A 25649-nucleotide genomic window follows, 5' to 3' on the forward strand; every position below is an offset into this window, starting at 1 on the left:
GATGCGCCCGATCCTGCTTCTCGCCGCCACTGCTCTCTCGGGCTGTGCTGTCGGCCCGAACTACACGCCGCCACGGGTGGCGCTGACTCCTGCGTTCATCGGGGCAACGCAGATCGCAACAACGGCGGACGCGGACTGGTGGCGCGGCTTTGGCGATCCGTTGCTGGTGAGCCTGATCGAGCGGGCTGTTTCGGGCAACACCGACCTCGCTCAAGCGCGGGCGCGGATCGACGAGTCACGCGCCTTGTCTCGCGCGGCAGGCGCGGCGCTTCTGCCGAGCTTCGATGCCAACGGCGGCGTGACCACGCTCAGCCAATCGCTCGAAACGCCGGTCGGCCGCGTTACCACCGCGCTCGGCGTCGCTCGGAGCTATACCGAATACGATGCTGGCGCACGCGCGTCGTGGGAGATCGATGTGTTCGGCGGCCTTCGGCGCGGGCGTGAGGCGGCGCGCGCAGATCTCGATGCTGCCGTCGCCAGTACCGGCGCGGTTGGCGTCGCCGTCGCGGCCGAGACCGCCAACGCTTATCTGACGCTGCGCGAGCTCCAGTCTCGGCTCGCGGTCGCAGACAAGCAGATAAGCAACGAGGCTTTGCTCGTCGATCTCGTCCGCCAACGCTTCGACCAGGGCATCGCCGCCGAGCGCGAACTCAACCGCGCCAGCGCCGCGCTCGATGGGGTACGCGCCAGCGCTGCGCCGCTGCGTGCGGGGATCGCGGCGCAGCTCAATCGCATCGACGTGCTCGTCGGCGAGCAGCCGGGCAGTAACCGCGCCGCCCTCGCAGTCGCCGCCGCGATCCCCGCGGCACCAGTCCCCGCGGGCAGCGCCGCTCCTGCCGACCTGTTGCGGCGTCGTCCCGATGTCGTCGCAGCCGAGCGGCGTTTAGCGGCGAGCACGGCGCGCATCGGTGTGGCGGTCGCGGAATACTACCCGCATGTCTCGTTGTCGGGCGTGCTCGGCGTCGCCAGCCTCGGCACGTCAACGTTGTTCAGCGGCAATGCACTGCAAGCATCGGTCGGGGCAGGGCTCCGCTGGCGGTTGTTCGATTTCGGCCGCGTCGATGCCGAAGTCGCCCAAGCGCGTGGCGGCACGGCCGAGGCGCTGGCTGCATGGCGTGGCTCGGTCCTCCACGCCGCAGAGGATGTCGAGACCGCGCTCAGCCGCCTGTCCGAGGCGCGTGTCGAACGCGCCATCCTCGAGCGGCAAGTCGCCACGTTGACCACCGCCCGAACGCAGTCACAGGACGCTTACCGGGGCGGCGTCGTCGGCCTGATCGACGTCACCGATGCCGACCGCGAGTTGCTCGGCGCTGCCGACCGGTTGGCGAGGGTGAGGGGGGACGAAGCGCGCGCCGCGGTTGCAGCGTACCGCGCGCTCGGCGGCGGCTGGCGCGCCGATCCTGCTCCGGCCTTGGCAGCGGCTGCGGCAGGGGCGATGTAACGAGGATGCGATACGACAGCGAGCATAAGGCGCAGACGCGCGAGCGAGTCCTCAAGGAGGCCGCCGCGGTGATCCGCAGCGAAGGTGTCGACCGCCTCGGCGTCGCGCAAGTCATGGCACGCGCCGGCCTGACCCATGGTGGTTTTTACGCGCACTTCGCGTCGAAGGACGACCTCGTGACCCAGGCGATCGAATACATGTTCGAGGACCGCTACGCCGCATTCTTCGCCAATCTTGCCGACGCCGATCCGCGGGTCTCGCTCACGCGCTTCGTCGATCGTTATCTGTCGATGCGCCACCGCAATGCCCCTAAAGGCGGCTGCCCGTTGCCGGTGCTCGCCGGTCAGGTGCCGCAATTGCCGGAAGCTGCGCGCGCACGGTTCAGGCTCGCACTCAGTCGGCTGAACGGCGGCGTCGCATCATTGCTCGAGCGTATGGGTGTGTCCGATGTCGAGCTCATCGCCGCTGCGGTAATTTCCGAGATGGTCGGCGCGGTCGCGATCGCGCGGGTCGAACCGGACGATGTCAAGGCAGAGCAATTGCTTGGCGCAGTGCGCGCTTCGGTAGCGACACGTCTCGGATTAGCGGCCTCGAGCTGAGCCGGCGCAGTCTGCGCGAGCAACCCGATCTTACTTTTGGTTGAGATGCGCTCCGATCAGCATCTCGGCCGTCTCGACGAGGGTGGAGGAGGGGCCCTGCGATCCCGACGTGTGGCGGCTACTGCTCGCACCTTCGATCAGCAGCATCAGACCGTCAGCAAGCCCGTCAGGGTTTTTCAACGAAAGGCGCCGGGTCAGATCACCGAGCCGCTTGCGCGTCGCTGCCTTGCAGTCGTCGGTAATCATTCGCGCCGGATGTGCCGAGTCTGGAAACTCGACCGCGGCGTTGGTCGCCGCACAGCCGCGATAGTCGGGCGCGGCGATCTCGTCGGCAAAGTCGGCCATATGCGCACGCAGCTCGGCGAGCGGCTCGTCGGCATAGCGCGTCGCAATCGCGTCCCAACGCGCGTTGCCGTCCTCTATCTGCCGCTGGAGGCAAACCACGATCAGGTCGTCCTTCGACGCGTAGCTACGGTACAGCGTAGGCTTGGTAACCCCGGTCTCGTTAACGATCTCGTCGATGCCGACCGCGCGAATACCACGCGTATAGAAGAGGTTGGTCGCCGTTTCGCACAGCCGGTCGGCTGCCGATCGGCGCGTCGACGGCACCGCTGACTCCGAACCGGCTTTTTGCACTGACACTTTTCTTTGCCTTCCGTTGCGCCTCATTCCCCAACAAGCGCTTGATCTCAATGTAACCGACCGGTACGTAACGTCAAGCACGTACCGGTCAGTCACTTTTCAGGCCGGAACCTAGCGCGAGGACGATGAACATGGCCTTTCTGGAATTTGACGATAACGGCGTGGCGACGAATTTTGTTGCCAGCAACATTGCCCCGCCGATCGCAGTGTCGGCCTTTTCGCAGCTCGAATGGACCGTCGTGAGCCTCGCCAAGCGCGATCGGCTTTACCCCGTCACGCGTCCGCCGATCATCGAGAGGCTGCTGACGATGCTCGTCGGCGAAGCCCGCGAACCCAGCCTCGCCAATCCGCGGCTTGAAACGCTGCGCCGCACGGTACTGGCGATCCGCCGCTGGGGTCGCGGGGTTCCCGGCGACATCGCCGCCGCGTTCGACGCCGCCGGCTTTAACCGCAGGCAACTCGAGGTCCTCATCGATGTGATCTACGCCGACCGGGCGGAGCGCCTCGCATGAAGATGGCCGCTCAATCCGACTTCGCGCGGGCAATCGATATCGTCAGGCACCGGCACCGACGAACCGCAATTGGCGTCGCCCTCGCCTCGGTCGCGCTGATCGGCCTCGGCGCGTCGAAACTTATCGCGCATGATCCCGTGGTTGCAGCAGCCCCGCCGCCGCCTGCGGTGACGGTCGCGCTGCCGGTGACCCGGCAGGTCGACGAGTGGGATGACTACATCGGCCGGTTCGCGCCGAGTAAATCGGTCGAGATCCGCCCTCGCGTTTCGGGCGCGTTGACCGGCATCTTCTTCAGGGACGGCGAAATCGTTAAGCAGGGCCAGCTCTTGTTTCGCATCGACCCTCGCCCATTCGCCGCCGCGCTCGCCGAGGCCCGCGCCAAGGAAGCCAGCGCGCGATCGTCGGTCCAGCTGGCCAAGAGCGCGCTCGCCCGCGCCACCCGCCTGATCGCCGACGACGCCGTTTCCGCCGAGGAGATCGACACGCTCCGCGCCAACCTCCGCGCCGCCGAGGCCGCCGTCGGCGCAACGCAGGCGCAGGTCACCGCCCGCGCGCTCGACGTCGAGTTCACCGAGGTCCGCTCACCGATCACCGGCCGCATCTCCGACCGCCGCGCCGACATCGGCAATTTGGTCGCGGGCGGCGAGGCGTCGAGCGCGACTCTGCTCACGACGGTCTATGCCCTCGACCCGATCTACTTCAGCTTCGACGGGTCGGAAGCGCTGTACCTCAAGGCGCGCCGTGACGGCGACGCTGCGAAAGACCGCGTCGAAATCCAGTTGCAGGACGAGAGCGGCTACCGCTGGAAGGGCCGCATCGACTTCAGCGACAACCGCCTCGACCCCGGTGCCGGCACGATCCGCGGCCGCGCGATCGTCGCCAACCCGGGCTATTTCCTCACCCCGGGCATGTTCGGCAACATGCGCCTCGCGAGCGGCGCGACCCGCGCGGCGCTGCTGGTCCCCGACACCGCGATCGGTACCGACCAGGCGCGCAAGGTCGTCCAGATCGTCGGCCCGGACAACATCGTGTCGACCCGCGCCGTCGTCCTCGGGCCGGTCATCGACGGGCTGCGGATCGTGCGCAGCGGATTGAAGCCCGGTGACCGGGTCATCGTCGAGGGGATGCAGAACGCCACCCCCGGCTCGCCGGTGACGCCGCGCACCGCGACCGCAGTCGCGATCGCCAGCGCCGCGCCCGTCCAGACCCCCGACTCCGCCGCCCCGATCGCAGCGCAGGCGACCTTCTCAGCGACGCGCTAGCCTCCGGCTGCCAGGACCCGATCACATGAACTTCTCGCGCTTCTTCATCACCCGGCCGATCTTTGCCGCGGTGCTGGCCATCGTCATCGTCATCGTCGGGCTGGCAGCGTATTTCCGGCTGCCGATCTCGCAATATCCCGACATCGTCCCGCCGACGGTGACGGTCTCGGCGAACTACCCCGGAGCGACCGCCGAGGTCGTCGCCGACACCGTCGCCGCGCCGATCGAGCAGGAGATCAACGGCGTCGACAACATGCTGTACCAGTCGTCGCAGTCGACCGGCGACGGCCGGCTGGTTATCACCGTGACCTTCAAGATCGGCACCAACCTCGACGCCGCGCAGGTCCTCGTCCAGAACCGCGTCGCCATCGCCGAGCCGCGCCTGCCCGAGGACGTCCGCCGCCTCGGCATCGTCACGCAGAAGACCTCGCCCGACTTCCTGATGGTCATCAACCTGATCTCGCCCGACAAGTCATTGGATCGCAGCTACGTCTCCAACTATGCGCTGACGCAGGTCCGCGACCGGCTGGCGCGCGTCGACGGGGTCGGCGACGTCCGGCTGTTCGGCGCGCGCGATTACGGCATGCGGGTATGGATCAACCCCGGCAAGGCGGCCTCGCTCGACCTCACCGCTGGCGAAATCGTCGCTGCTCTTCGCGCCCAGAACGTTCAGGTTTCGGCCGGTACGCTCGGCCAGCCGCCGTACGACCGCGGCAACGCGTTCCAGCTCAACGTCGAGACGCAGGGCCGCCTGACCGACCCGGCGCAGTTCGCCAACATCGTCATCCGCACCGACGCCAGCGGCCGCCAGACGCGCGTGTCGGACGTCGCCCGGGTCGAGCTCGGCGCGCAGGACTACGGCACGAACACCTATTTGAGCGGGCAGGAGTCGCTGATCATCGCGGTCTTCCAGCGCCCCGGCTCGAACGCGCTCGCCGCCGCCGACGGGATCAACGCCGAGCTGAAGACGATGTCGGCACGCTTCCCTAAGGGCCTCGAATACCGCGTGATCTACAACCCGACGGCGTTCATCAGCCAGTCGATCGACGCGGTGAAGCACACCCTGCTCGAGGCGATCTTCCTCGTCGTCCTCGTCATCCTCGTCTTCCTCCAAAGCTGGCGCGCCGCGATTATCCCGATCGTCGCGATCCCGGTGTCGCTGATCGGCAGCTTCACGATGCTGTCGGTGCTCGGCTACAGCCTCAACAACCTGTCGCTGTTTGGCTTGGTACTCGCGATCGGCATCGTCGTCGACGACGCGATCGTCGTCGTCGAGAACGTCGAGCGCAACCTCGAGCGCGGGCTGTCTCCGCTCGAGGCCGCCCGCACCTCGATGGACGAAGTCTCGGTCGCGCTCGTCGCCATCGTCCTCGTGCTGTGCGCGGTGTTCGTGCCGACGGTGTTCCTCACCGGCATCTCGGGCGAGTTCTACCGCCAGTTCGCGGTCACCATCACCACCGCAACGGTCATTTCGCTGTTGCTCTCGCTGACCCTGTCACCCGCGCTCGCGGCGCTGCTGCTGCGCGGCAAGCACGCCGACGCCTCGGGCCTCCACGGCTGGCGGCGGATCGGCCACAACGCCGGTGCTGCCTTCAACCGTGGCTTCGACAAGCTCAGCGACGGCTATGCGGCGATGACCCGCGCCCTCGTCCAGCGCCCGGTGTCGATGTTCGTCGCCTATGCGACGCTGATCGCGCTGACCGTCGGGGCGTTCACCTCCACCCCGACCGGCTTCATCCCGGCGCAGGACCAGGGCTATTTCCTGATGATCGTCCAATTGCCGCCGGGCGCGTCGCTCGCGCGGACCGACGCCGTCCTGCGCAAGGTCGCCGCGCGGATCATCCCGTTGAAGGGCGTCCTCGGCTCGGTCATGCTCGCGGGCTTCGACGGTCCGTCGCAGACCTCGGCACCGAACTCCGCCGCCGCGTACATCCCGCTCAAGTCGTTCGAGGAGCGCGCCAGGCTCGGCGTCACCCTCCAGAGCATCATGGCGGAAGCACAGGCCAAGATCGCCGACATCGACGAAGCGCGGCTGCTCGTCGTCCCGCCGCCGCTGATCCAGGGGATCGGCTCGGCGGGCGGCTATCGGATCATGGTCGAGGACCACGGCGGCCACGGCTATGCCGCGCTCGGCAAGGTCTCGTTCGGGCTGATCGGCAAGGCCAACGCCTCCAAGGGGCTCGCGCAGGTCTACAGCTTCTTCGACACCGGCACGCCGAGCGTCTTCGCCGACATCAACCGCGCCAAGGCCGACCTGCTCGGCGTTCCCCCGGCGCGGGTGTTCGAGGCGCTCCAGGTCTATCTCGGCTCGGCGTTCGTCAACGACTTCAACCTGCTCGGGCGGACGTACCGCGTCACCGCGCAGGCCGACGCGCCGTTCCGCAACACCGTCGCTGACATCGCCAACCTAAAAACCCGCTCGAACTCGGGCGCGATGGTCCCGCTCGGCGCGGTCGCCAACTTCCACGACAAGACCGGGCCGTACCGCGTCACGCGCTACAATCTGTTCCCCGCGGTCGAGGTCGACGGCGACACCGCCCCGGGATTCTCGTCGGGCCAGTCGCTCGCCGCGATGGAGCACCTTGCCGCGACGACGCTGCCTGCCGACTATACGACATCGTGGACCGGCATCGCCTTCCAGCAGAAGGCCGCCGGGTCGACCGCCGCGCTCGTCTTCGGCCTCGCGGTGGTGTTCGTCTTCCTCGTGCTGGCGGCGCAGTACGAGAGCCTGACGCTGCCGCTGGCGATCATCCTGATCGTGCCGATGTGCCTGTTGGCGGCGATGGTCGGGGTCAATCTGCGGGGGATGGACAACAACGTCCTGACCCAGATCGGCTTCGTCGTGCTGATCGCGCTCGCCGCCAAGAACGCGATCCTGATCGTCGAGTTCGCCCGGCAGGCGGAGGAGATCGACGGCCTGACCCCGGTCGAGGCCGCCGTCCGTGCCGCCCGCGACCGGCTCCGCCCGATCCTGATGACGTCGTTCGCCTTCATCCTCGGCGCGCTGCCGCTGGTGCTCGCGACCGGGGCCGGAGCCGAGTTGCGGCAGGCGCTGGGCACCGCGGTGTTCTTCGGGATGATCGGCGTCACCGGCTTCGGGTTGGTGTTCACCCCGACCTTCTACGTCGTCTGCCGCGCGCTGTCGGGCTGGCGTCCCAGCCCGCGCCCGACCGAGACCGCCGCGCTCCAGCCGGCCGAATAGGACCATGACGATGCATCGTGCCCTTAGTCTTACGCTCCTGCTCGCGCTCGCCGCGTGCAAGGTCGGCCCGACCTACGTCCACCCGGAAGCGATATCGAGCGCCGCGCCGCCATTCCTCGGCAGCGCCACGCCCGCGGTTTCGAGCACCGACGCGCCGGACGGCGACTGGTGGCGGCTGTATCAGGACCCGGTCCTCGACGGCCTCGTCGCCGACGCGCTGCGGGCGAACAAGGACATCGCCGTCGCCATCGCGAACCTCGACAAGGCGCGATCGGCGCTGCGCGCGGTTCGCGGCGACCGCTTCCCGACCGCCAGCCTCGACGTCCAGGGCGGCTACCAGCGCCTCCCCCTCAGCCAGACCTTGCCGGGTACGAGCCGCAGCGGCAGCACCGTCGATGGCGGCTTCACCGTCGCCTATGACGTCGACCTGTTCGGGCGCATCGCGCGCGGCGTCGAAGCGGCGCGCGGCGATGTCGCTGCCGCCGATGCCGACCGCGACGCCGTCCGCGTCGCCATCGTCGCCGAAACCGCGCGCGCCTATGCCGACCTCGGCTCGCTCGCCGAGCGCATCCGGGTCGCCAAGCGCACCGTCGAGCTTGTCGACCAGAGCGTCCAGCTCACCGCCAAGCGCTACGAGGCCGGGCGCGCGACCCGCCTCGACACCTCGCGCGCGGCCACTCTCCGCGACCAGGTCCGCGCCACCGTGCCGCCCTTGGAAGCCGAGCGCGAGGCGGCGCTGTTCAGCCTCGCGACGCTGACCGGGCGCACCCCGCGCGACCTGCCCGCGACAATCGGCACGACCGCCGCCGTCCTGCACCTCGACCGCCCGCTCCCCGTCGGCGACGGCCGCGCCCTGCTCGCGCGCCGCCCCGACGTCCGCGCCGCCGAGCGCCGCCTCGCTGCCCAGACCGCGCGCATCGGCGTCGCCACCGCCGACCTCTACCCGACGATTTCGCTCGGCGGCTCGGCCGGGTCGACCAGCACCGGGCTCGGCAACGCGCTGACCGGCAGCGCCTTCCGCTTCTTCACCGGCGGGCTGCTGTCGTGGAACTTCCTCAACCAGGAGGCCGCCCGCGCGCGCATCGCCGGCGCCCGCGCCGACACTGCGGGTGCACTCGCGACCTTCGACAAGACCGTGCTGCAGGCGTTGCAGGAGACCGAGACCGCGCTGTCGGCATTCACCCACGAGCTCGACCGGCGGCAGGCGCTCGCCGATGCGCGGACCGAGGCGGCGACCGCGGTTCGCATCGTCCGCGCCCAGCTCCGCGAAGGCCGCGTCGACTCGCTCAGCCTGATTGATGCCGAGCGCACCTTCTCCGACACCGAGGCGGCACTGGCCGCGTCCGACGCCCGCGTCGTTACCGCGCAGGTCGACCTGTTCCGCGCGCTCGGCGGGGGCTGGCAGCAGGATGCCCATACGCGTGTGACGCGAGGCGAAGTCTCGGATCGCGTCGGATCATGACGCACTCGCAGTACATTCGCTCTCCGTAATTTCGTAGTCAGCCTTGCTCATCCGTTTCGTAATCTAACGGGAAGAAGGAATTTGTGGCTTAGACCGCTGAACGCGCGGTGGCGTGACCCACGAGTAACCCAAATCGGCTGGACTTCGAACGTTACAGGCACCGCGTAATTCGCTCGCGGCAGATGCATGCGCAGGATAATTCCATGGTACAAGTTTCGAAGGTTCTGAGCTGGCCGGTTGTCGCTCTGCTCGCCGTGACATGCACCGGGACGCTGTCAGCCGAAACGAAACTTGGCGACCCCAGTTTCCAGAGCGTCGGGGACGATCGAAGCGCGATCCAGACCCTGCTCGACACCTATACCAAGGCGGTGAGCACGAAAGACCAGACGCTGTTCGAGACACTGCTGCTCAATAAAGCGATACCCTTCTCCGATGCGGACAGCGCAGTGCGGCGTGGCTCAGTCGAGGGCGGTACGCACAATTACGAAGCGTTCCGAAAGGGCGTGTTCGAAGGCGCCCCGTTCCGGCAGGCGTTCAAGGACGTCAAGATTTTGCAAGACGGCAAGCTGGCGCAGGTCTCGCTGGTCTTCGTCAATACCGACGCAGCCGGGAGTTCATCGGGCTGGAAGACGCTGCAGTTGCTCAAGGTCGGAGGCCGATGGAAGATCGCCAGCGAATTTATACGTGATCTTGACCGCGCGCCGCTAACAGCTGCGAATGGGGGAGGGGCTTGAGCGCATCGCGGCGCTCGTTTCTCCCATCACTGCTGTGGTAATTGGGATCGCGGCGCGATGGCCGCTTACTTGCGATGCTGCGCGGTTTCTGTGCTCCACGAGTCGCGTTCCGCCTTTGCCGTCCCGTCAGCGGCAAAGTCCATCAGATCGTTGCTGGCGCGCGCATAGCTTGGCCACTTCGGCAGACCAGCACCGTTCGGGTTGCCGGTTTTGGCGAAATTGACAAGATAGCTGCTGATCGTCCGGCCCATGGCAACGTCCTTCGGCGTGGTTTTGTCGCCGTATTTGATTGCGGTGGTGTCGAAGAAAAACGGGATATCGGTGGCATGCTGCGCGCCTGGCTGGCCGACTGACTCGGCGACGTAGGAGAAGCGATACTCCCAGACCGGGACCCCTTTGTCCGCGAGCACAGCGGCGGCGTCGCGAGCACCGGCAATCATGAAGCCGTCCTTGCCGCCCATGTCGGCGCTCGTGGCGCCGATCACCATCGGGATTTTGGCAAAACGACCGGCGGCGTAAGCCACGCCGTTGTCGGTGATCACCGTGCCGTCGATGACCGGGCCGCTGAAGGTCGGCGGGCCGGGCTGGGGACGGAACAACTGCATTATGCTGAGCCCATCGGTCACCTGCTCGGCGGTCAGCGCGCGCAGGGCGTCGAGCGCGTTGCCTGCGGTGGGATCGATGTTTTGCGACTTTGCGAAGTCGATGCCGATCTGCTCGGCGGAGGCGAGCGTCTTGGCCAGATCGGAGCGACCGTTGCCGCCCGACATGATCACCGCCTTCTGGAACAGGCCGGTCGCGAGCGGCGAAGTCACGAGCGCATGGATCGACATGCCCCCGGCACTCTCGCCGACGATCGTCACGTTTGCCGGGTCGCCGCCGAAGGCCGCGATGTTGCGCCGGACCCAGTCGAGCGCCGCGATCTGGTCCATGGTCCCGTAATTCGCGAGGCGTCCGTGGTCGGGGTCGGCCTTGGTCAGCTGCGGCAAGGCAAAGGTGCCGAAGCGCCCGACGCGGTAGTTAAAGCTCATGAACAACACGCCCTGCATGGCGATATTGGCCCCGGCATAGGTCGGCGGCGACGCTCCGCCGTTGACGAAGCCGCCGCCGTAGATCCAGACCATTACCGGCAGCTTGCCGGTGGCCGCGGCGGGCCTCCAGACGTTCGCGTACAGGCAATCCTCCGCCGGCCGCGTACCGAGGGGCGCGGCGTCGCTGGGGAACGGCAGCTGCATGCAGTCGTGCGCATAGGCGGTCGCATCGTGCACGCCGCGCCACGCTTTAACAGGCTGTGGAGCACGCCACCGCAGGGCCCCGATCGGAGGCGCGGCGAACGGAATGCCTTTCCAGCTAGCGATCCCGTCGGCTATCGCGCCGCGCACACTTCCGCTGTCGGTCGTTGCAACAGCAGCGTCGCTAGTCTGGGCGGTGAGCACCGCCGGAGAGGCGATCGCGAGCGCCGACATCAGGACGATGAGGCCTTGTGATTTCATGTCCGACGTCTCCGGAATAACGCGCGAGGATAGCGACGCGACACAGTACCATTCTCGATCTGAGAAGTTGCTGCAAATCCCACGTGTCAGGGCGAACGCAGGCGCCGACCCGCGCCACATTGCCTTCTCGATATCGCTGCCGAAAAAGTCGCAAGGCGAGCAAAAGCGTGGCCAAAAGATTGTCGCGTCGATCGATCGGCGCTTCACTGTGAAGGTCCAACAATGGCGGTCGGCGCGTCGTCATCCGATCGCGGGACGTGTTGTCGCCGCGCACCATCCACGTCAAAGGCACCAGCATGACCGAGATCGTAACCAGCCTGATCGACGGCGTGGCAGTCGGTGGCACAGATGGGACGCTTTTGCCGGCGCTCAATCCGACTACAGAAGAACTGCTTTGCCAGTTACGCGAGGCTGACGCGGACGAGGTCGGGCAGGCGGCCGATGCGGCGCGCGCGGCGTTCGCGGGCTGGGCCGGGCTCGCGACCGACCGGCGCAACGACGTGCTGTACGCGATCCACGACACACTGCTCGTGCATGCCGATGAACTGGCGACGCTCGAGGCGCGCACCACCGGGCTGACCCTCACGAGCGTGCGCGGGCATGTCGCGCGGGCGGCGGCCAGTTTCCGCTCGTTCGCCGAGATCGCGAGCGGGCTCGCCGGCGAAACCTATTCGCAGAACGCCGACTACCTGACCTATGTGACGCGCGAGCCCAAGGGTGTCGCCGCGCTGATCGCACCGTGGAACGCGCCGCTCGCGCTCGCGTCGATGCGCGTCGCGACCTGCATCGCGTTCGGCAACACCTGCGTGCTCAAGCCCTCTGAATACACGCCGCAGTCGGTCTGCCGGATGGTCGAGCTGATGCACGAGGCGGGACTGCCGAAGGGTGTGGTCAACGTCATCAACGGGCGCGGGCACATCACCGGCGAGGCGCTGATCGCGCACAAGCAGATCGACATGGTCGGCTTCACCGGCGGCAGCGAGACCGGCCGCGCGATCATGGCGACCGCTGCGCGCAACCTGACGCCGACGATCCTCGAACTCGGCGGCAAGTCGGCGGCGATCATCGCGGGCGACGCCGACATCGAACGCGCCATCGATGGCGCGCTGCTCGGCATCTACAGCAGCAACGGGCAGCAATGCCTCGGCGGTTCGCGCATCCTCGTCCATCGGTCGATCGCCGACCAGTTCATCGCGCGTTTCGTCGAGCGAACGAAAGCCATCCGTATCGGCGACCCGCTCGCCGCGACGACCGAGATGGGGCCGATCCTGTTCGAGCGGCACCGCGACCGCATCCTGTCGTACATCGACATCGCCACGGCCGAAGGGGCTGAACTGCTGACGGGCGGCGGGCGGCCAGCCGGGCTCGAGCGCGGCTTCTTCGTCGAACCGATCGCGGTGCTGGCCAAGTCGAACGCGACGCGGGTGTGTCAGGAGGAGATCTTCGGGCCGTTCGCGACGATCCTGATTTTCGACGAGATCGACGAGGCGATCACGATCGCCAACGCGTCCGACTTCGGGCTCGTCGCCTATGTCTGGACGACGAGCCTCGCGACGGCGATGCGGTGCAGCCGGACCATCCGCGCCGGCACGATCTGGATCAACACGCCGATGATGCGCGAGCTGCGCGCACCGTTCGGCGGCTACAAGGCATCGGGCATCGGTCGCGACGGCGCGACAAGCAGCGCCGATTTCTTCACCGAGCTCAAGACGACGAGCATCCCGGTCGGCGATATAGCTATGGCGCGAATGGGACTCGCCTAGTTCGCCAACCCTTGCCGGACTTGTGTCCAGCAGGGGTGATGCACCTCAATAGTGATAGTTGATCGACACCTTGAAGGTGCGCGGGTCGCCGGGGCTGCGGATGCCGTAAGCGCCGAGAACGTTGCCGTAGACGAGGTAGCGCTGGTCGAGCAGGTTCGCGAGTGAGAGGCGCAGATTGAGCCGCGTGTTGGCCGGCGCAATCCCGATGTACGCGTTTACGAGGCTGTACGACGGCATCAGCGTGATCGGTGCATCGTTCGCGGCGAGATACTTCGAGTCCATGAACGAGTAGTCGGCACCGAGTTCGATCTTGCCGACCTCGATCGGGATCGCACCGGTGAAGCCGGCCGCCGCCTGCAGGTGGGGCACGTTCGGGATATAACGCGCACCCGAGGTCGCCGCCGCCGACGCCGGGTTGAGCGACAGATATTTGTCGTCGTTGTACGAGGCGTTGGCGAACAGCGTCAGACCCTCGACCGGGGTCAGCGAGAACTCACCTTCGACACCCTGCACCCGCGCAGTGCCCGCATTCTGCGTCAGCGACGATCCGGCGACGACGACGTTGGTCTGGATGTTCGAAAAGTCGTTGCGGAACAGCGCGAGGTTGAAGCGGCCCTTGCGGTCGAGGAACTGCGTCTTGAGACCGGCCTCATACGCCCAGACCGTCTGCGGATCGAAGCCGGTCCGGTACGACGCGGCGTTGACCACCGCGAGATAGTTGAACCCGCCCGCCTGAAACCCGCGCGACGCGCTGGCGTAAGCGAGGATCGTCGGCGTGACCTGATAATTGATGCCGAACTTCGGCGTCCACGCCTTCGCCGGCCGCTTTGCATTGATCTGCGCATAGGTCGTCGCGGTGAGCCCGGCCTGCGTCTGGCCGAGCACGGACTTGGTCTCGTCGGTGTAGCGCACGCCGCCGACGATCGAGAGCTGGTCGGTCAATTTGTAGGTCAACTGGCCGAATGCGGCATAGCTGTCGGTCGTCATGTGCACGAGCTGGGGCAGGGTGTTGTAGATCGACAGCAGCAGGTCCTGGCGGCTCTGCTCGCCCTTCTCGTGGAAGTAATAAAGGCCGCCGATATAATCGAGCTTGCCGCCGAACGCGTCGCCGACGATCTGCAGTTCTTCCGAGATCTGCGTCTGCGACGAGTGCGAGGTCAGTCGGTCGAAGCCGAGCAAATAGTTGCCCGGGCCGTTGGTCGGGCGGCCCGCCGTCGTGTCGGCGAGAATGTCCTGGCTGCCGCCGATGACCCCGGTGATCGACTTGATCTTGGCGTTGTCGGTCAGCGCATAACCGAGCGTGACGCTGCCGCCATAGGTGGTCGAGCCGCCATAGCCCTTGATCGGGCTGAGATAATCGTACGGGTTGCTGGTTGCGGGCTGGAGCGTCACCGGGCTGGTGGCGAGGCCGATCGACCCATCATTGCGGGCGTGGGTGTAGAAGCCCGACGCGTAGAGTTCGAAGGGCTCGGTGCCGATGTAGTTGATCGCCGCGCGCCCGCCATATTCCTCACGGTCGCCGTAATGCCGGTCGTTGAGCGCCGGCGCGTTGGAGAAGCCGTCGCGGCGGTAGTAATTACCGCCGACCAGCGCCGCCCAATTGTCGGAAAGCGGTGTCGAGATGGTGCCCTTGAGGCGGACCATGTCATATTCGCCCGCCTCGGCGTCGAAGCTGCCGAACGGCGTCGCGCTGGGCTTCTTGGTGATGTACTTGATCGCGCCGACGAGCGTGTTGCGGCCATAAAGCGTGCCTTGCGGCCCGCGCAGCACTTCGATCCGCTCGAGATCGGCGAGATCGACGTTGGCCCCGGTCAGCCGCGAGAAATACAGGTCGTCGACATACAGGCCGACCGCGGACTCGTAGCCGACCCACGTGCCCGCGTTCTGCCCGGCGCCGCGCATGAAGATCGTCAGCGTGGTCGGGTCGACGGTGCCCTGCGCGACGCTGAGGCTCGGCACGAAGCGCTGCAGGTCGGCGGTGCGATTGATCTGCAGGTCCTTGAGCGCGGTCGTCGGGAAGGCGCTGACCGAGATCGGGGTCTTTTGCAGCGAGCCCGACCGGCGCTCGGCGGTGACGATGATGTCGCCTTCGGGGACGGTCGCATCGGCGATCATGGTCGGGGCGTCGGCGGCACGAACTGCGGCCGGTGCGTCCTGCGCCGACGCGGCAATGGGGCAGATGATAGCCGCCGTCGCGAGCAGGCCGAATAAAACGCGCATATGAAACTCCTTTGACATTGGCCTCCCCCGCGTCCCGTCAGACGGGACGCCAGCTCACGTCTTTTTTGCGATGTCTTCGAACAGGATCATGCCGAGCAGCGGATCGACCTTGCGCACCGCGCCGCCCATCGGATCGACCTGAACGTCGATCAGCGTCGGTCCCGGCCGCGCGACCGCGGCGATGATGGCGGCCTTGAGCGCGGGGCGATCGCTGACCGACTCCCCGGCGCAGCCGAACGCGCGGGCGATCGCGGCATAATCGGACGCGCCCAGCTCGGTATTGGTGGTACGGCCGTAGGCGAGTTGCTGGCCGTGGTACTCGGTGCCCCATTTGCTGTCGTTGCTGACGACGACGATGAGGTGGAGCGCGGCGCGGCGGATCGTGTCGAGTTCGGCGAGGAAGAAGCCGATCGCGCCGTCGCCGCTGACAAGGACGGTCGGTGCGGGTTCGCCGCCGCGATCCCGCGCAAGGTCAGCTTCGCCCGCCGCCATGCCGACCGCGAGCGGGAAGCCCATGCCCATCGCACCGAGCGGGAGATGGTCGGCGTAGCTGCGCGGCTGATGCAGGCGCAGCCTGGCGAAGGTGAAGTTGAGGATGTCCGCCCCGTCGCCGACCAGCAGCCGATCTTCGGGGAGCGCCGCATCGAGCGCGGCGCCGATCTCGATCTGGTGAATGGCCGGCTCGGCGCGGTCGACGAAGCTGTCGACCCGTGCCGCGCGTTCGGCGAGTGCGTGAGTCAGCCAGCTCGGGTCGCCACGATAGCCGTCGGCGGCGAGGGTGTCGGCAATCGCGGTGACGGTATCGCCGATATGCGCGACGATCGGCAGTTCGACGGGGATGTTACGCCCGATCGCGCGCGCATTGTCGTCGATATGGATGAAGCGCGCATCCGTGGCGAAGCGCGGTGCCTTGCCGTAGCCGAACCACATCGACATTTCCGCGCCGACGATGATTACGACATCGGCCTGCGCCGCGGCGCGCTGTGCGTATGGCCACGGATAGCCGGTCGGCGCGACTTCGGGAACGAGCCCGCGACCGAGCGCATTGCCGAGCACCGGCACGCCGAGCGCCGCCAGCGCGCGAAGGCCGGCACCCGCATCGCCGCGGGCTGCACCGCCATCGACGACGACGATGGGGCGGTCTGCAGCGGCGATCATGGCGACCGCCTCGGCGATCTGTTCGATGCGTGCAGGCGGCAGGGGCATCGCCACCGGGGGAGACGCGATTACATCGGCGACGTCCTGAGTCATCATGTCCATCGGCAGGACGAGGAGCGAGGGGCCGGGAACGCCCTCGGTCGCAGCCTTGCACGCCGCGGCAAAATATTCCGCCAGCCGGTCGGCCGACGGGACGGTACGGCTGAACTTGATCGCGGGCGCGGTCAGCTCATGGCGATCGACCGCATAGCTGATCGCCGGCTCGATCCAGCTGTCGGGAAAGCGCGTGGCGATGACGACGATGGGAGAATTGGCCTGCGCCGCGGTCATGATTGCGGTCAGCGCATTCTGCAGGCCTTGCTCGGCGACGATCAGCGCGATGCCGATCCGCCCGGTCCGCCGCGCATAACCGTCGGCCGCACCAACGGTGCCGCTCTCGTGCCGCCCGCCAATGATCGTCGCGCCGCCATCTTCGAGCGCCATCAACAGCGGGGCGTGCGTCGCCCCGGCGAGCGCGAAGACGGTCGCAGTGCCCGTCGCGAGGATCGATCTCGCAAGAAGCTTGGCCGCGATCACCGACTTGAGCGATCGTGGGTCAGGAGCGGTCGAGGGCAAGCAGCAATCATGCGAAACTGAGCCCCCATGCGACAGATTGTGCGGTTGACGCCCGCTTCGAAGACATGATCGATCAGCGATGTCTGACGCGCCAGTCTCGACACGGCTTTTCCTCACCTGGTGAATATCGGACGTCGCAAAATCGTCACGCTGCGCGAATGGACGGACCGTCCTGTCGCACCGCGACCGTGAGACCGATAACGTACAAAAGGAGTCGTCGCCAAGCGGCGACCGGGCGATTTAGATCGCGTGTGCTTCGCGGGTCTCGAGGAAGGCGAGGACATCGGCCTCGTGGACGACATCGGCATATTTCGCGTTCATGTCGAACAGGTTCGCGTCGTGCGGAGCGGCGTGGCGATCGCCGCATGCCTCGGCGACGACCGAGGTGCGGAAGCCGTGGCTCATCGAATCGACGCAGGTCGCGCGCACGCACCCGCTCGTGGTCAGGCCGGTCAAGATCACGCTGTCGATCCCGCCCGCGGTCAGGGTCGCGGCGAGCGAGGTGCCGAAGAATGCGCTCGGATATTGTTTCGAGACAACGAGTTCGTCGGGCTCGGGAGCGAGTCCTTCGGGCCACGCACCCATCGGGTTGCCCCGGAGGAAATAGCGCAGCGGCTTCGACTTCTCGAAGAACCGCCCGCCGTCGAGCGCCATCGGGTGATAGACGACGTTCGTGAAGATCACCGGCACGTTCGCGCGGCGGGCAGTGGCACGGATCCGCAGGGCCGAGGCGAGTGCGGCCTCAACGCCTGAGTACAGGTCGCAGGCGGGGTCGAAATAGCCCTGCACGAAGTCGATCAGCAGCAGCGCCGGGCGCTCGCCGAAGCCGACCGAGCGGCCAAAGGCGCGGGCGTAATTCGACGCGAGATCGTCGCTCATCGGGCGGTCCTTCAATAAAGCCAGGGCTGCAGGGTGCGCTGCACGGTCTCGAAACCGGCGATGCTCGCGGTGGCGTCTCCGAGAATCGTGTCGATCTCGTCCCAGCCGTTGAGCAGCCGCTTCTTGGTCGCGGGCTGAACATCGAAAGCGATGCCGTTGCCGCCGCCGACGCGCTGCGCGGGCAGATCGACGTCGAGCGGCCCGGCTGCCGCCATGTCCGCCAGCAGGCCAAGCTGTTCGCGCGGCAGCGTCACCGCGAGAACCCCGTTGCGCACGCAGTTCGCGGCAAAGATCTCGCCGAAGCTCTCGGCGAATATGCAGCAAATGCCGAAATCGGCGAGCGCCCATACCGCCTGTTCGCGGCTCGATCCGCAGCCGAATTCGGCCCCCGCGATCAGGACGCCGATCGGCCCGGCGGCGTCGTCGAACGGATTGGCCACGGCCACGTCGCCATCGTGGCGGCGGTCGTAGCAGAGATAGCGGCCGAGACCCTCGCGCTCCATCAGCAGCAGGAAGCGTGCGGGGAACAGGATGTCGGTGTCGATCCGGTCCTCGGGCATCACCAGCGCGGCGGCGCTCAAACGGACGAACGGCGTCACGCCCCCACGCCCAGATCGCGCACATCGACGAGACGGCCTGCGATCGCCGCCGCCGCCGCCATCGCCGGGTTCATCAAATGCGTCCGGCCGCCGCGCCCCTGCCGTCCTTCGAAGTTACGGTTGGAAGTCGACGCGCAGCGCTCGCCGGGCGCGAGCCGGTCGTCGTTCATCGCGACGCACATCGAACAGCCCGCCTCGCGCCATTCGAAGCCGGCGTCGAGGAAGATGCGATCGAGCCCCTCGGCCTCGGCCTGCCGCCGTACCGCCATCGACCCCGGCACGACCAGCGCGCGCGTCGTCGGCGCGACGTGTCGACCGGCAGCGACGCGGGCGGCGTCGCGCAAATCCTCGATCCGGCCGTTGGTGCAAGACCCGATGAACACCCGGTCGATCGGGAGCCCGGTCATCGGAGCGCCGGCGGTCAGCCCCATATAGTCGAGCGAGCGCTGGCGATGCGCGCACGCGGCGTCGTCGGGCGTGTCAGCCAGGTCGGGCACGACGCCGCCCACTGGCACCACGTCCTGCGGGTTGGTCCCCCACGTAACCTGGGGGGCTAGCGACGAAATGTCGAAGCTCAGCTCGCGGTCGTAGCGTGCACCAGCATCGGTCGGGAGGGTGCGCCAATAGGCTTCGGCTGCGTCGAACGCCGCGCCTGCGGGTGCCATCAACAGGCCGCGCAGGAAGGCGAAGGTCGTCGTATCGGGCGCGACCAGCCCGACCCGCGCGCCCGCCTCGATCGCCATGTTGCACAGGGTCATGCGCGCCGCCATCGACATCGCCGACACCGCGGGGCCGACATATTCGACCGCGTGGCCGATGCCGTAGCCCGCGCCGAATTGGCCGATCAGCGCCAGCGCAATGTCCTTCGCCCCCACCCACGGCGACGGCATCCCGTCGATCCGCACGACCATCGTTGCCGCGCGCGCCTGGACGATACATTGCGTCGCCAGCACGGTCGCGCAGTCGGTCTGGCCGATGCCAAACGCGAGCGCGCCGAACGCGCCGTGCGTCGAGGTATGGCTGTCGCCGCAGACGAGGCTGATGCCCGGAAGCGTGAAGCCGAGTTCGGGCCCGACGACATGGACGATGCCCTGTCGCGGATCGGTCAGGTCGATGTAGGGAATGTGGAAATCGGCGGCGTTCTGTGCGAGCCGCGCGACCTGCGCGCCCGCCAGTCCCGCCATCGGCCGGTCGCGATGTTCGGTCGGCACGGCATGGTCGGGGACCGCGAGGTTCGCTTCGGGCCGGCGGGCGACGCGGCCGGTGGCGCGCAGCGCGGCGAACGCTTGATGCGTACTGACCTCGTGGAGCAGGTGGCGGTCGATGTAGAGGAGCGCGGTGCCGTCGCCGTAGTCAGTGACGACATGGCTGTCCCACAATTTGGCGTAGAGCGTGCGCGCGGTCATGCGCCGGCGTCCATCGTGATCATCACTCGCCCGATGTCGCGCGCGGCATCGCTCGTGAGCAGCGCGAACGCCTCGGGCGCCTGCTCGAGGGTAAAGCGCGCGCCGATCGACGGCTTGAGGTCGAGCCTGCCGTCGGCGATCAACTGCATCGCCTCAGCCTGACCGGTGCCCGCCCGCACGCCGACGATGCGGAGTTCGCGATCGACGACGTCCCAGCTCGACACCGGCAAGTCGTTGCCGCCGGTCAGCGCGACGATGCCGCCGGGCGCGGCGATGGCGAAGGCCTGTCGCATGCCCCACGCCGACGCCGTCGTCTCCATCACTGCAGCGCAACCGCCGGGGATTTGCGAACGGACGTATCCAGCCAGATACTCGTCGTGCGCCTTGATCGCGAAGACCCGCGATGCGCCGAGCTGCGCGGCGAGATCGGCGCGCGCGCCGCTCCCGCCGAGCGCGATGACGTCGAGATCGAGTGCCCGTGCGGTGGCGATCGCGCCAAGCCCCATCGCCCCGACACCGACCACCGCAACAGGATCGCCGGGGGCGAGGCCCATCTTGTCGAATGCGTTGAGCGCATCGACGATCCCGGCGAGCATCGCGGCATCCTCGAACCCGACACCGTCGGGCACGGCTGCGAGCTTGCGCGCCGCGACGATCGCATAATCCTCGCAGCACGCCTGCCGCACCGGAACGGCAAACGCTGGATCGAGGCAGAGGTTGGTACGTCCGCCCGCACAATTCGAGCAGGCTCCGCAGTGGTCGAGCGCCAGCGCCGCGACGCGCTCCCCGACGGTGAAGCCCGAAACGCCCTCGCCAATCGCGGCGACCGTGCCTGAAAAGTCCGCGCCTACCCCGACCGGATATTCCGACACGTAGCGTCCGCCGCGGTTGAGGTAGACGCCGACGTCGGTTCCGTACGGGGCGTAGGCATGGACCCGCACGAGGACTTCACCGGGGCCGGGGGCGGGGACGGGGAGGTCCACGACGCGCAGGTCGGCAGGGCCAAATATGCGCGCGGCGCGCATCAGTCGCGCCCGAACAGCCAGAACAGGACGGTGCAGCCGCCGTAGCTCGCGACGGCGCCGAGCGGAACGTCGCGCGGTCCACCCGCGCTATAGTCGCCTGCGCTGTAAGTGGTCGCGCCCGCGATTTGTCCGTCGAGCACAAACGCCTCCCACGCCACACCGAGCGGCTTGGTTGCCCCGATCCATCCGACGGGGACATCGGCGATCAGCGTGCGCGCGCCGCTGACAGGATCGGCGCTCAGCGGGCGGATCGACCAGCCGTGCGGGAAAGCCGCGTCGGAAATGCCGATGACGTCGGCGACCGGCAGCGATTTCAGGTGGCCGCGCGGATCGTTCATCAGCGGCAGCGGATATTCGTCGGGGTCGATCGGATCGTGGATCAGGTTGAGCGGGAGCGGCCCGTCGCTGCGAATGAGCGCCGTTGCGCCTTCCTCCGAACGCTCGTCATGGCCGTGGACGATGTGCGCCGGGCGATAGAAATAATCCCCCGCGTGCCAGTAGTTGCGCCCGTCGAGCGTCACCGAACCGGCAACAATGTACACCTCCTCGAACGCACCGTGGAAATGCGCGATGCCGCCGCCGCGCCAGCCCGCGGGAATATCGACGAGCGACGTCGCATGGCCGGTCGCCGGGTCGTAGCCGAGCAACTGGCGGCGCAGCCCGTGGGTGCCGAGCATTTCCCACGGCATGGCCCCCGAGGAAATGCGCGCGAGCGGCGGTGTCAGCTTGACCGGTGCAGCCATGTTCAAAACTCCGCCATCAGCCGGCCGAAGCCGTCGATCTGGTCAGTCACTTCATTGTGCCGCAGTGCGTGCCAGTAGGTTGCGGTATTGATCGCGATCACCGGCTTGCCGAGCCACGTTTCGGCGGCGGCGGCGATCCGGATCGCCGACAGGTTGGTGCCGACCTGGATCAGCGCGTCGACGTCGTCGCCGTCGAGTGCCTTGAACGTGTCGATCGCGCGCCGCTCGTCGACCTCGGCGATCGCCGTCCACGATGGGCATTGTAGCGGAATGTCGCGCACCGTCTCATAGCCATAGTCCGACAGGAAGTTGCGGACCTCGGCATTGGCGGTCGGATAATATGGCGAGAAGAACGCGACCTTCTTGATGCCGCCGTACGCCGCAAGCGCCGCGGCAAGGGCTTCCGAGCCGGTGCTGACGCCGAGGCCGGCGACGTCCTCGACGGTCTTGCGCCACTGCTGCGCGCCCTTGGCACCGCCGAAGAATGTCACTGCCGACATGCCCATCACGAGATAGTCGGGGGCGGACGTCAGAACGCCGCGGACTGCGTCGATCGTGTTGTGGCTGATCTCCCACGCGCCCGCCATGAAGCTTTCGTTCGACACCGCCTTGGCGTTGTCGACGACGATGCGGCTGTAGTGGTTGGTGACGCCGCGCGGACGCAGGTCGTCGAAGTCGGGCTGGACGATGGTGTTGGTCGACGGCCCGAGCACGCCGAACTTGTGGCGGTAGCCTTGTGTATCGGCGTTGCGGCGGACCGGCGCGCTCACAGGACAGCCTCGGCTTCGGCGAGACTTTCGAACATCGCCTGGCGCAGAAGATACTGGCGACGCAGCGCGGGGTCGGCGTGTATCCGCTCCATCCGCTCGCGGGTACGGTCGCCGATGCCCTCCATCTGCGCCTTGTTCTCGATCGTTTGCGCCTGGATGAAGCTCTTGGTCACGCTGCGCCGCTGGCGGTCGAAGCGGGCGAGCTGTTCGGCATCGCCGTCCTGCCGCAGGATCGCGTACAGCTTGTCGCACAGGTTCCACACGTCGTGGACGCCGCTGTTCATGCCGAACCCGCCGAGCGGATTATTGAGATGCGCGGCATCGCCGACGATCGCCATCCGTCCGCGCACGAAGCTTTCGGCGACGCGCTGGTGGACGCGGTAGATCGTGCGGTGGTCGGTCTCGACCGGGATATCGCCGACGATGCGCGCGAACACCTTCGCGGCGTTTTCGTCGGAGACGAGATAGTCGTTGGTCTCGTTGCCGTCGGCCGGCACGAGGACGCGCCACAGGCCGGGCACCCGCAGCAGCACAAGCCACTCGTCGGGGTCGGAGATGTAGTTGACGTAGGCGAGGCCCGGGACGTGGTCTTCGATCGGGAAGCGCGTCGAGAAGCTGACGAACTTTTCTTCCCAGGTGAAACCCTCGAACCCGACGCCCATCAGTCCGCGCACCGGCGACCGCGCGCCGTCCGCACCGATGAGGAACTTCGCCGACACATCGAAGCGCTGCCCGTCGCGTTCGAGCGTCGCGATGACGCGGTCGCCCTCCTCGCGCGCATGGACCAGCGCGGTGCCGAGCTGGAAGCGGTCTGCCCCAGTTGCGGCGAGCCGGGTCGTCAGCAGCTCGGCCAGATGCGTCTGCTCGCACTGGAGGCGGAACGGGAAGCGCGTCATGTCCGCCAGCTCGGTCAGGTCGAACGCAAGGGTATCGCCGCTCTGGCGGTCGCGCAGGTGATAGACCGGCGCCTTTAGGCCCATCGCGATCAACGGCTCGGCGGTGTCGATCTCGTGGAGCATTTCGAGCGTCGAGGCATGGAACGTCGATGCGCGCAGGTCGTGCGACAGCGACGTCTGCGCTTCGCAGATCACGGTATCGATCCCCATCGACGCGAGCCGGGCCGCGCCGACTGCGCCAACCGGCCCCGCACCGACCACCAATACTTCGACTTGCTTCATGGATCCCCCCGGGTGCGGATTGCCGCTGGACCGGATTGTTCGCACCTCGCTCGCGGGTCTGGCGAACGGCGGCTATTTTTTGTTCGCCTGGCGATTGTCGCCCCGGCGGGGAGGGAGGTTGCTTGACAGGGCAGGCGCGACAGGAAAGTCTTTGCCCATGTCCACCGAGACGCAGAGCGAAAAGAGTGCGTCGATCCGGGCGATCAGCCGGAGCGTCGCCGTGCTGCAGGCGATCAACCGGTCGAGCTCGCTGACGCTGACGCACATCTCGGAGGCGGTCGGGCTGCCATATCCCACCACCACGCGGATCGTAAGGACGCTGGTCGAGGTCGGGTTGATCGAGCAGGAGCCGTCGCGCAAGCGCTACCGCCCGACCGCGCTGGTGCAGACGCTATCGTGCGGCTTCCAGAACCACGACCGGCTGGTCAGCACCGCGCGCGCGCATATCGTCGAACTGACGCGGTTGATCGACTGGCCCGTCAGCGTCGTCACCCGCGTCGGCAAGCACATGATGGTGCGCGATTCGACGAGCACGATCACGTCGCTGACCTTCAACAATTACTATCCGGGCTGGCAGGTGCCGTTGCTCTCCTCCGCCTCGGGCCGGGTCTATTTCGCCCATGCGAGTGCGCAGGAGCGCGCCGAATTGCTCAAGCAATATGCGACCGACAGCCAGGGGCTCGACAGCCTGATCATCAAGGAATTCCGCGACGGCGACGCGGTCGCGAAGATCGTCGAGGCGGGCTATGCTGCGGTTGCGCGGACCGCTTACTCGGCCAATCCCGGGCGGACGTCGTCGATCGCGGTGCCGTTGTTCGAGAACGGCGTGCTGCTCGGCTCACTCGCGCTGGTCTTTTTCGCGCAGGCGGCGTCGATGTCGAAGGCGATCGAGCGGCTGCTAGAACCGCTGCGCCGCACCGCGCTCGCGATCCAGGCCGATCTCGAACGCAACCTGCCGCAGCCCGAACCGCAGGACGAATAATCACCAGGCGATGATTAGGCCGCCGCGCGGTCGAGCCTGCCCGTCTCCTCGGCTAGCCTGATCCGGCACATCCGAGGGGTTCGAACTGATGGCAGACCCGGCACTGGCCGAAAAACTGCGGCGCGGCGAGTTTATCGTCGCACCCGGCATTCAGGACATGATCACCGCCGTCATCGCCAACGATGTCGGCTTCGACGCGGTTTACGGAACCGGCTACTGGCTCACTGCGTCGGCGTTCGGGCTGCCCGATGCCGGCATTGCCTCGGTCACGCAGATGACCGACCGCATGGCGACGCTTGTGCGCAGTTCCAACGCTCCGGTCATCGCCGACGGCGACACCGGTCATGGCGGGCTGCTCAATGTCCACCACACCGTCCGCGCGTTCGAAGCGGCGGGGGTCACCGCGATCCAGATCGAGGATCAGCAATTCCCCAAGAAGTGCGGCCACACTCCGTTCAAGCGCGTCGTCACGCAGCAGGAAATGGTCGACAAGATCAAGGTCGCCCGTGACGCACGCAGCACCGCCGATTTCCTTATCATCGCCCGGACCGATGCGATGCAGAGCGAAGGCCTCGACGGCGTGCGGCGGCGGATGGACGCCTATGCCGAGGCGGGCGCCGACGTGCTGTTTCCCGAAGCGCTCGGCAGCGAGGCGGAGATGCGGCTGGTGTGCGGCTCGCTCGACCGGCCGGTGCTCGCCAACATGGCGACGGGGGGCATCACGCCGATCCTGCCGGTCGCGACGCTCAAGGACATCGGTTTTTCAATCGCGATCTTCCCGGCGCTGACCAGCCTCGTCGCGAGCGCCGCGGTCGAGGCGGCGTTGCGGACGCTCAAGGGCAGCGGCGACGGCACCGCGCCCGCGCAGGACGTTTTCGATTTCAAGCGCTTCTGCAGCCTGATCGGCTTCGAGGACGTGTGGGCGTTCGAGCGCAAATGGGCCGCAGCGCCCGTGGGGGAATAA

General features: G+C 67.3%; 21 protein-coding genes. 10 read left to right on the plus strand and 11 right to left on the minus strand.

Going from position 1 to position 25649, the window contains the following annotated elements; all coding sequences use genetic code 11:
- Position 1 precedes the first annotated feature (1 nt).
- Both KZX46_RS13965 and KZX46_RS13970 read left to right on the plus strand, forming a co-directional pair.
- On the plus strand, positions 2–1441 hold the full coding sequence (locus KZX46_RS13965; protein WP_226895962.1) for an efflux transporter outer membrane subunit: 1440 nt from the start codon (positions 2–4) through the stop codon (positions 1439–1441).
- A gap of 5 nt (positions 1442–1446) precedes the next feature.
- Positions 1447–2040 (plus strand): TetR/AcrR family transcriptional regulator, encoded by a 594-nt coding sequence (locus KZX46_RS13970; RefSeq protein ID WP_219774506.1) that lies wholly within the window; start codon positions 1447–1449, stop codon positions 2038–2040.
- A 30-nt stretch (positions 2041–2070) separates the two neighbouring features.
- Here KZX46_RS13970 and KZX46_RS13975 read toward each other — a convergent pair whose 3' ends face one another.
- Entirely contained in the window at positions 2071–2763 is a 693-nt protein-coding gene (locus KZX46_RS13975; protein WP_219774507.1) for a TetR/AcrR family transcriptional regulator, read from the minus strand.
- Positions 2764–2813: 50 nt separating this feature from the next.
- Between KZX46_RS13975 and KZX46_RS13980 the strand changes: the two genes are divergently transcribed.
- From KZX46_RS13980 to KZX46_RS14000, 5 genes are all read left to right on the plus strand, one after another.
- Positions 2814–3194 carry a hypothetical protein gene (locus KZX46_RS13980; protein ID WP_219774508.1) on the plus strand — a complete coding sequence of 127 codons (381 nt, stop codon included), beginning with the start codon at positions 2814–2816 and terminating at the stop codon, positions 3192–3194.
- Positions 3191–4456 carry an efflux RND transporter periplasmic adaptor subunit gene (locus KZX46_RS13985; protein ID WP_219774509.1) on the plus strand — a complete coding sequence of 422 codons (1266 nt, stop codon included), beginning with the start codon at positions 3191–3193 and terminating at the stop codon, positions 4454–4456. The genes KZX46_RS13980 and KZX46_RS13985 overlap by 4 nt, the downstream gene beginning before the upstream one ends.
- A 25-nt stretch (positions 4457–4481) precedes the next feature.
- A complete protein-coding gene (locus KZX46_RS13990) occupies positions 4482–7658 on the plus strand; it encodes an efflux RND transporter permease subunit (protein ID WP_219774510.1) in 3177 nt (1058 codons plus the stop codon).
- A 10-nt stretch (positions 7659–7668) separates the two neighbouring features.
- Complete coding sequence (locus KZX46_RS13995) at positions 7669–9120, plus strand: efflux transporter outer membrane subunit (RefSeq protein ID WP_219774511.1); 1452 nt, start codon at positions 7669–7671, stop codon at positions 9118–9120.
- Between the two features lie 203 nt (positions 9121–9323).
- A complete protein-coding gene (locus tag KZX46_RS14000) occupies positions 9324–9854 on the plus strand; it encodes a nuclear transport factor 2 family protein (RefSeq protein WP_219774512.1) in 531 nt (176 codons plus the stop codon).
- Between the two features lie 65 nt (positions 9855–9919).
- Here KZX46_RS14000 and KZX46_RS14005 read toward each other — a convergent pair whose 3' ends face one another.
- Complete coding sequence (locus tag KZX46_RS14005) at positions 9920–11347, minus strand: carboxylesterase/lipase family protein (RefSeq protein WP_219774513.1); 1428 nt, start codon at positions 11345–11347, stop codon at positions 9920–9922.
- Between the two features lie 296 nt (positions 11348–11643).
- Between KZX46_RS14005 and KZX46_RS14010 the strand changes: the two genes are divergently transcribed.
- Positions 11644–13110 (plus strand): aldehyde dehydrogenase, encoded by a 1467-nt coding sequence (locus KZX46_RS14010; protein WP_219774514.1) that lies wholly within the window; start codon positions 11644–11646, stop codon positions 13108–13110.
- 45 nt (positions 13111–13155) lie between these two features.
- Here KZX46_RS14010 and KZX46_RS14015 read toward each other — a convergent pair whose 3' ends face one another.
- The 9 genes from KZX46_RS14015 to KZX46_RS14055 all read right to left on the minus strand — a co-directional run bounded on the left by KZX46_RS14015 (position 13156) and on the right by KZX46_RS14055 (position 23703).
- Complete coding sequence (locus tag KZX46_RS14015) at positions 13156–15330, minus strand: TonB-dependent receptor (RefSeq protein ID WP_219774515.1); 2175 nt, start codon at positions 15328–15330, stop codon at positions 13156–13158.
- A 54-nt stretch (positions 15331–15384) separates the two neighbouring features.
- A complete protein-coding gene (locus KZX46_RS14020; RefSeq protein WP_219774516.1) occupies positions 15385–17103 on the minus strand; it encodes a thiamine pyrophosphate-binding protein in 1719 nt (572 codons plus the stop codon).
- 240 nt (positions 17104–17343) lie between these two features.
- Positions 17344–17982, minus strand: a complete 639-nt coding sequence (locus KZX46_RS14025; RefSeq protein ID WP_219774517.1) for an isochorismatase family protein — start codon at positions 17980–17982, stop codon at positions 17344–17346.
- Between the two features lie 11 nt (positions 17983–17993).
- On the minus strand, positions 17994–18581 hold the full coding sequence (locus KZX46_RS14030) for a 3-isopropylmalate dehydratase small subunit (protein ID WP_226895963.1): 588 nt from the start codon (positions 18579–18581) through the stop codon (positions 17994–17996).
- Positions 18578–19987 (minus strand): 3-isopropylmalate dehydratase large subunit, encoded by a 1410-nt coding sequence (gene leuC / locus KZX46_RS14035; RefSeq protein WP_219774518.1) that lies wholly within the window; start codon positions 19985–19987, stop codon positions 18578–18580. The genes KZX46_RS14030 and leuC overlap by 4 nt, the downstream gene beginning before the upstream one ends.
- Positions 19984–21012, minus strand: a complete 1029-nt coding sequence (locus KZX46_RS14040; RefSeq protein ID WP_219774519.1) for a zinc-binding dehydrogenase — start codon at positions 21010–21012, stop codon at positions 19984–19986. The genes leuC and KZX46_RS14040 overlap by 4 nt, the downstream gene beginning before the upstream one ends.
- Positions 21012–21755 (minus strand): DUF4437 domain-containing protein, encoded by a 744-nt coding sequence (locus tag KZX46_RS14045; protein WP_219774520.1) that lies wholly within the window; start codon positions 21753–21755, stop codon positions 21012–21014. The genes KZX46_RS14040 and KZX46_RS14045 overlap by 1 nt, the downstream gene beginning before the upstream one ends.
- Positions 21756–21757: 2 nt before the next feature.
- Positions 21758–22525, minus strand: a complete 768-nt coding sequence (locus tag KZX46_RS14050) for an arylmalonate decarboxylase (RefSeq protein WP_219774521.1) — start codon at positions 22523–22525, stop codon at positions 21758–21760.
- Positions 22522–23703 (minus strand): NAD(P)/FAD-dependent oxidoreductase, encoded by a 1182-nt coding sequence (locus tag KZX46_RS14055; RefSeq protein ID WP_219774522.1) that lies wholly within the window; start codon positions 23701–23703, stop codon positions 22522–22524. The genes KZX46_RS14050 and KZX46_RS14055 overlap by 4 nt, the downstream gene beginning before the upstream one ends.
- Before the next feature lie 157 nt (positions 23704–23860).
- Here KZX46_RS14055 and KZX46_RS14060 point away from each other — a divergent pair, with 157 nt between their 5' ends.
- Both KZX46_RS14060 and KZX46_RS14065 read left to right on the plus strand, forming a co-directional pair.
- Complete coding sequence (locus KZX46_RS14060) at positions 23861–24685, plus strand: helix-turn-helix domain-containing protein (RefSeq protein WP_226896285.1); 825 nt, start codon at positions 23861–23863, stop codon at positions 24683–24685.
- 88 nt (positions 24686–24773) lie between these two features.
- Entirely contained in the window at positions 24774–25649 is an 876-nt protein-coding gene (locus KZX46_RS14065) for an oxaloacetate decarboxylase (protein WP_219774524.1), read from the plus strand.

The organism is Polymorphobacter sp. PAMC 29334, assembly GCF_019431245.1.
GTDB classification, from domain to species: domain Bacteria; phylum Pseudomonadota; class Alphaproteobacteria; order Sphingomonadales; family Sphingomonadaceae; genus Polymorphobacter_B; species Polymorphobacter_B megasporae.

Excerpts from the sequence above, each read along its gene's own strand:
- KZX46_RS13965 (WP_226895962.1), top strand. The coding sequence starts at position 2 with ATGCGCCCGATCCTGCTTCTCGCCGCCACTGCTCTCTCGGGCTGTGCT.
- KZX46_RS13970 (WP_219774506.1), top strand. The coding sequence starts at position 1,447 with ATGCGATACGACAGCGAGCATAAGGCGCAGACGCGCGAGCGAGTCCTC.
- KZX46_RS13980 (WP_219774508.1), top strand. The coding sequence starts at position 2,814 with ATGGCCTTTCTGGAATTTGACGATAACGGCGTGGCGACGAATTTTGTT.
- KZX46_RS13985 (WP_219774509.1), top strand. The coding sequence starts at position 3,191 with ATGAAGATGGCCGCTCAATCCGACTTCGCGCGGGCAATCGATATCGTC.
- KZX46_RS13990 (WP_219774510.1), top strand. The coding sequence starts at position 4,482 with ATGAACTTCTCGCGCTTCTTCATCACCCGGCCGATCTTTGCCGCGGTG.
- KZX46_RS13995 (WP_219774511.1), top strand. The coding sequence starts at position 7,669 with ATGCATCGTGCCCTTAGTCTTACGCTCCTGCTCGCGCTCGCCGCGTGC.
- KZX46_RS14000 (WP_219774512.1), top strand. The coding sequence starts at position 9,324 with ATGGTACAAGTTTCGAAGGTTCTGAGCTGGCCGGTTGTCGCTCTGCTC.
- KZX46_RS14005 (WP_219774513.1), bottom strand. The coding sequence starts at position 11,347 with ATGAAATCACAAGGCCTCATCGTCCTGATGTCGGCGCTCGCGATCGCC.
- KZX46_RS14010 (WP_219774514.1), top strand. The coding sequence starts at position 11,644 with ATGACCGAGATCGTAACCAGCCTGATCGACGGCGTGGCAGTCGGTGGC.
- KZX46_RS14015 (WP_219774515.1), bottom strand. The coding sequence starts at position 15,330 with ATGCGCGTTTTATTCGGCCTGCTCGCGACGGCGGCTATCATCTGCCCC.
- KZX46_RS14025 (WP_219774517.1), bottom strand. The coding sequence starts at position 17,982 with ATGAGCGACGATCTCGCGTCGAATTACGCCCGCGCCTTTGGCCGCTCG.
- leuC (WP_219774518.1), bottom strand. The coding sequence starts at position 19,987 with ATGACCGCGCGCACGCTCTACGCCAAATTGTGGGACAGCCATGTCGTC.
- KZX46_RS14040 (WP_219774519.1), bottom strand. The coding sequence starts at position 21,012 with ATGCGCGCCGCGCGCATATTTGGCCCTGCCGACCTGCGCGTCGTGGAC.
- KZX46_RS14045 (WP_219774520.1), bottom strand. The coding sequence starts at position 21,755 with ATGGCTGCACCGGTCAAGCTGACACCGCCGCTCGCGCGCATTTCCTCG.
- KZX46_RS14055 (WP_219774522.1), bottom strand. The coding sequence starts at position 23,703 with ATGAAGCAAGTCGAAGTATTGGTGGTCGGTGCGGGGCCGGTTGGCGCA.
- KZX46_RS14060 (WP_226896285.1), top strand. The coding sequence starts at position 23,861 with ATGTCCACCGAGACGCAGAGCGAAAAGAGTGCGTCGATCCGGGCGATC.
- KZX46_RS14065 (WP_219774524.1), top strand. The coding sequence starts at position 24,774 with ATGGCAGACCCGGCACTGGCCGAAAAACTGCGGCGCGGCGAGTTTATC.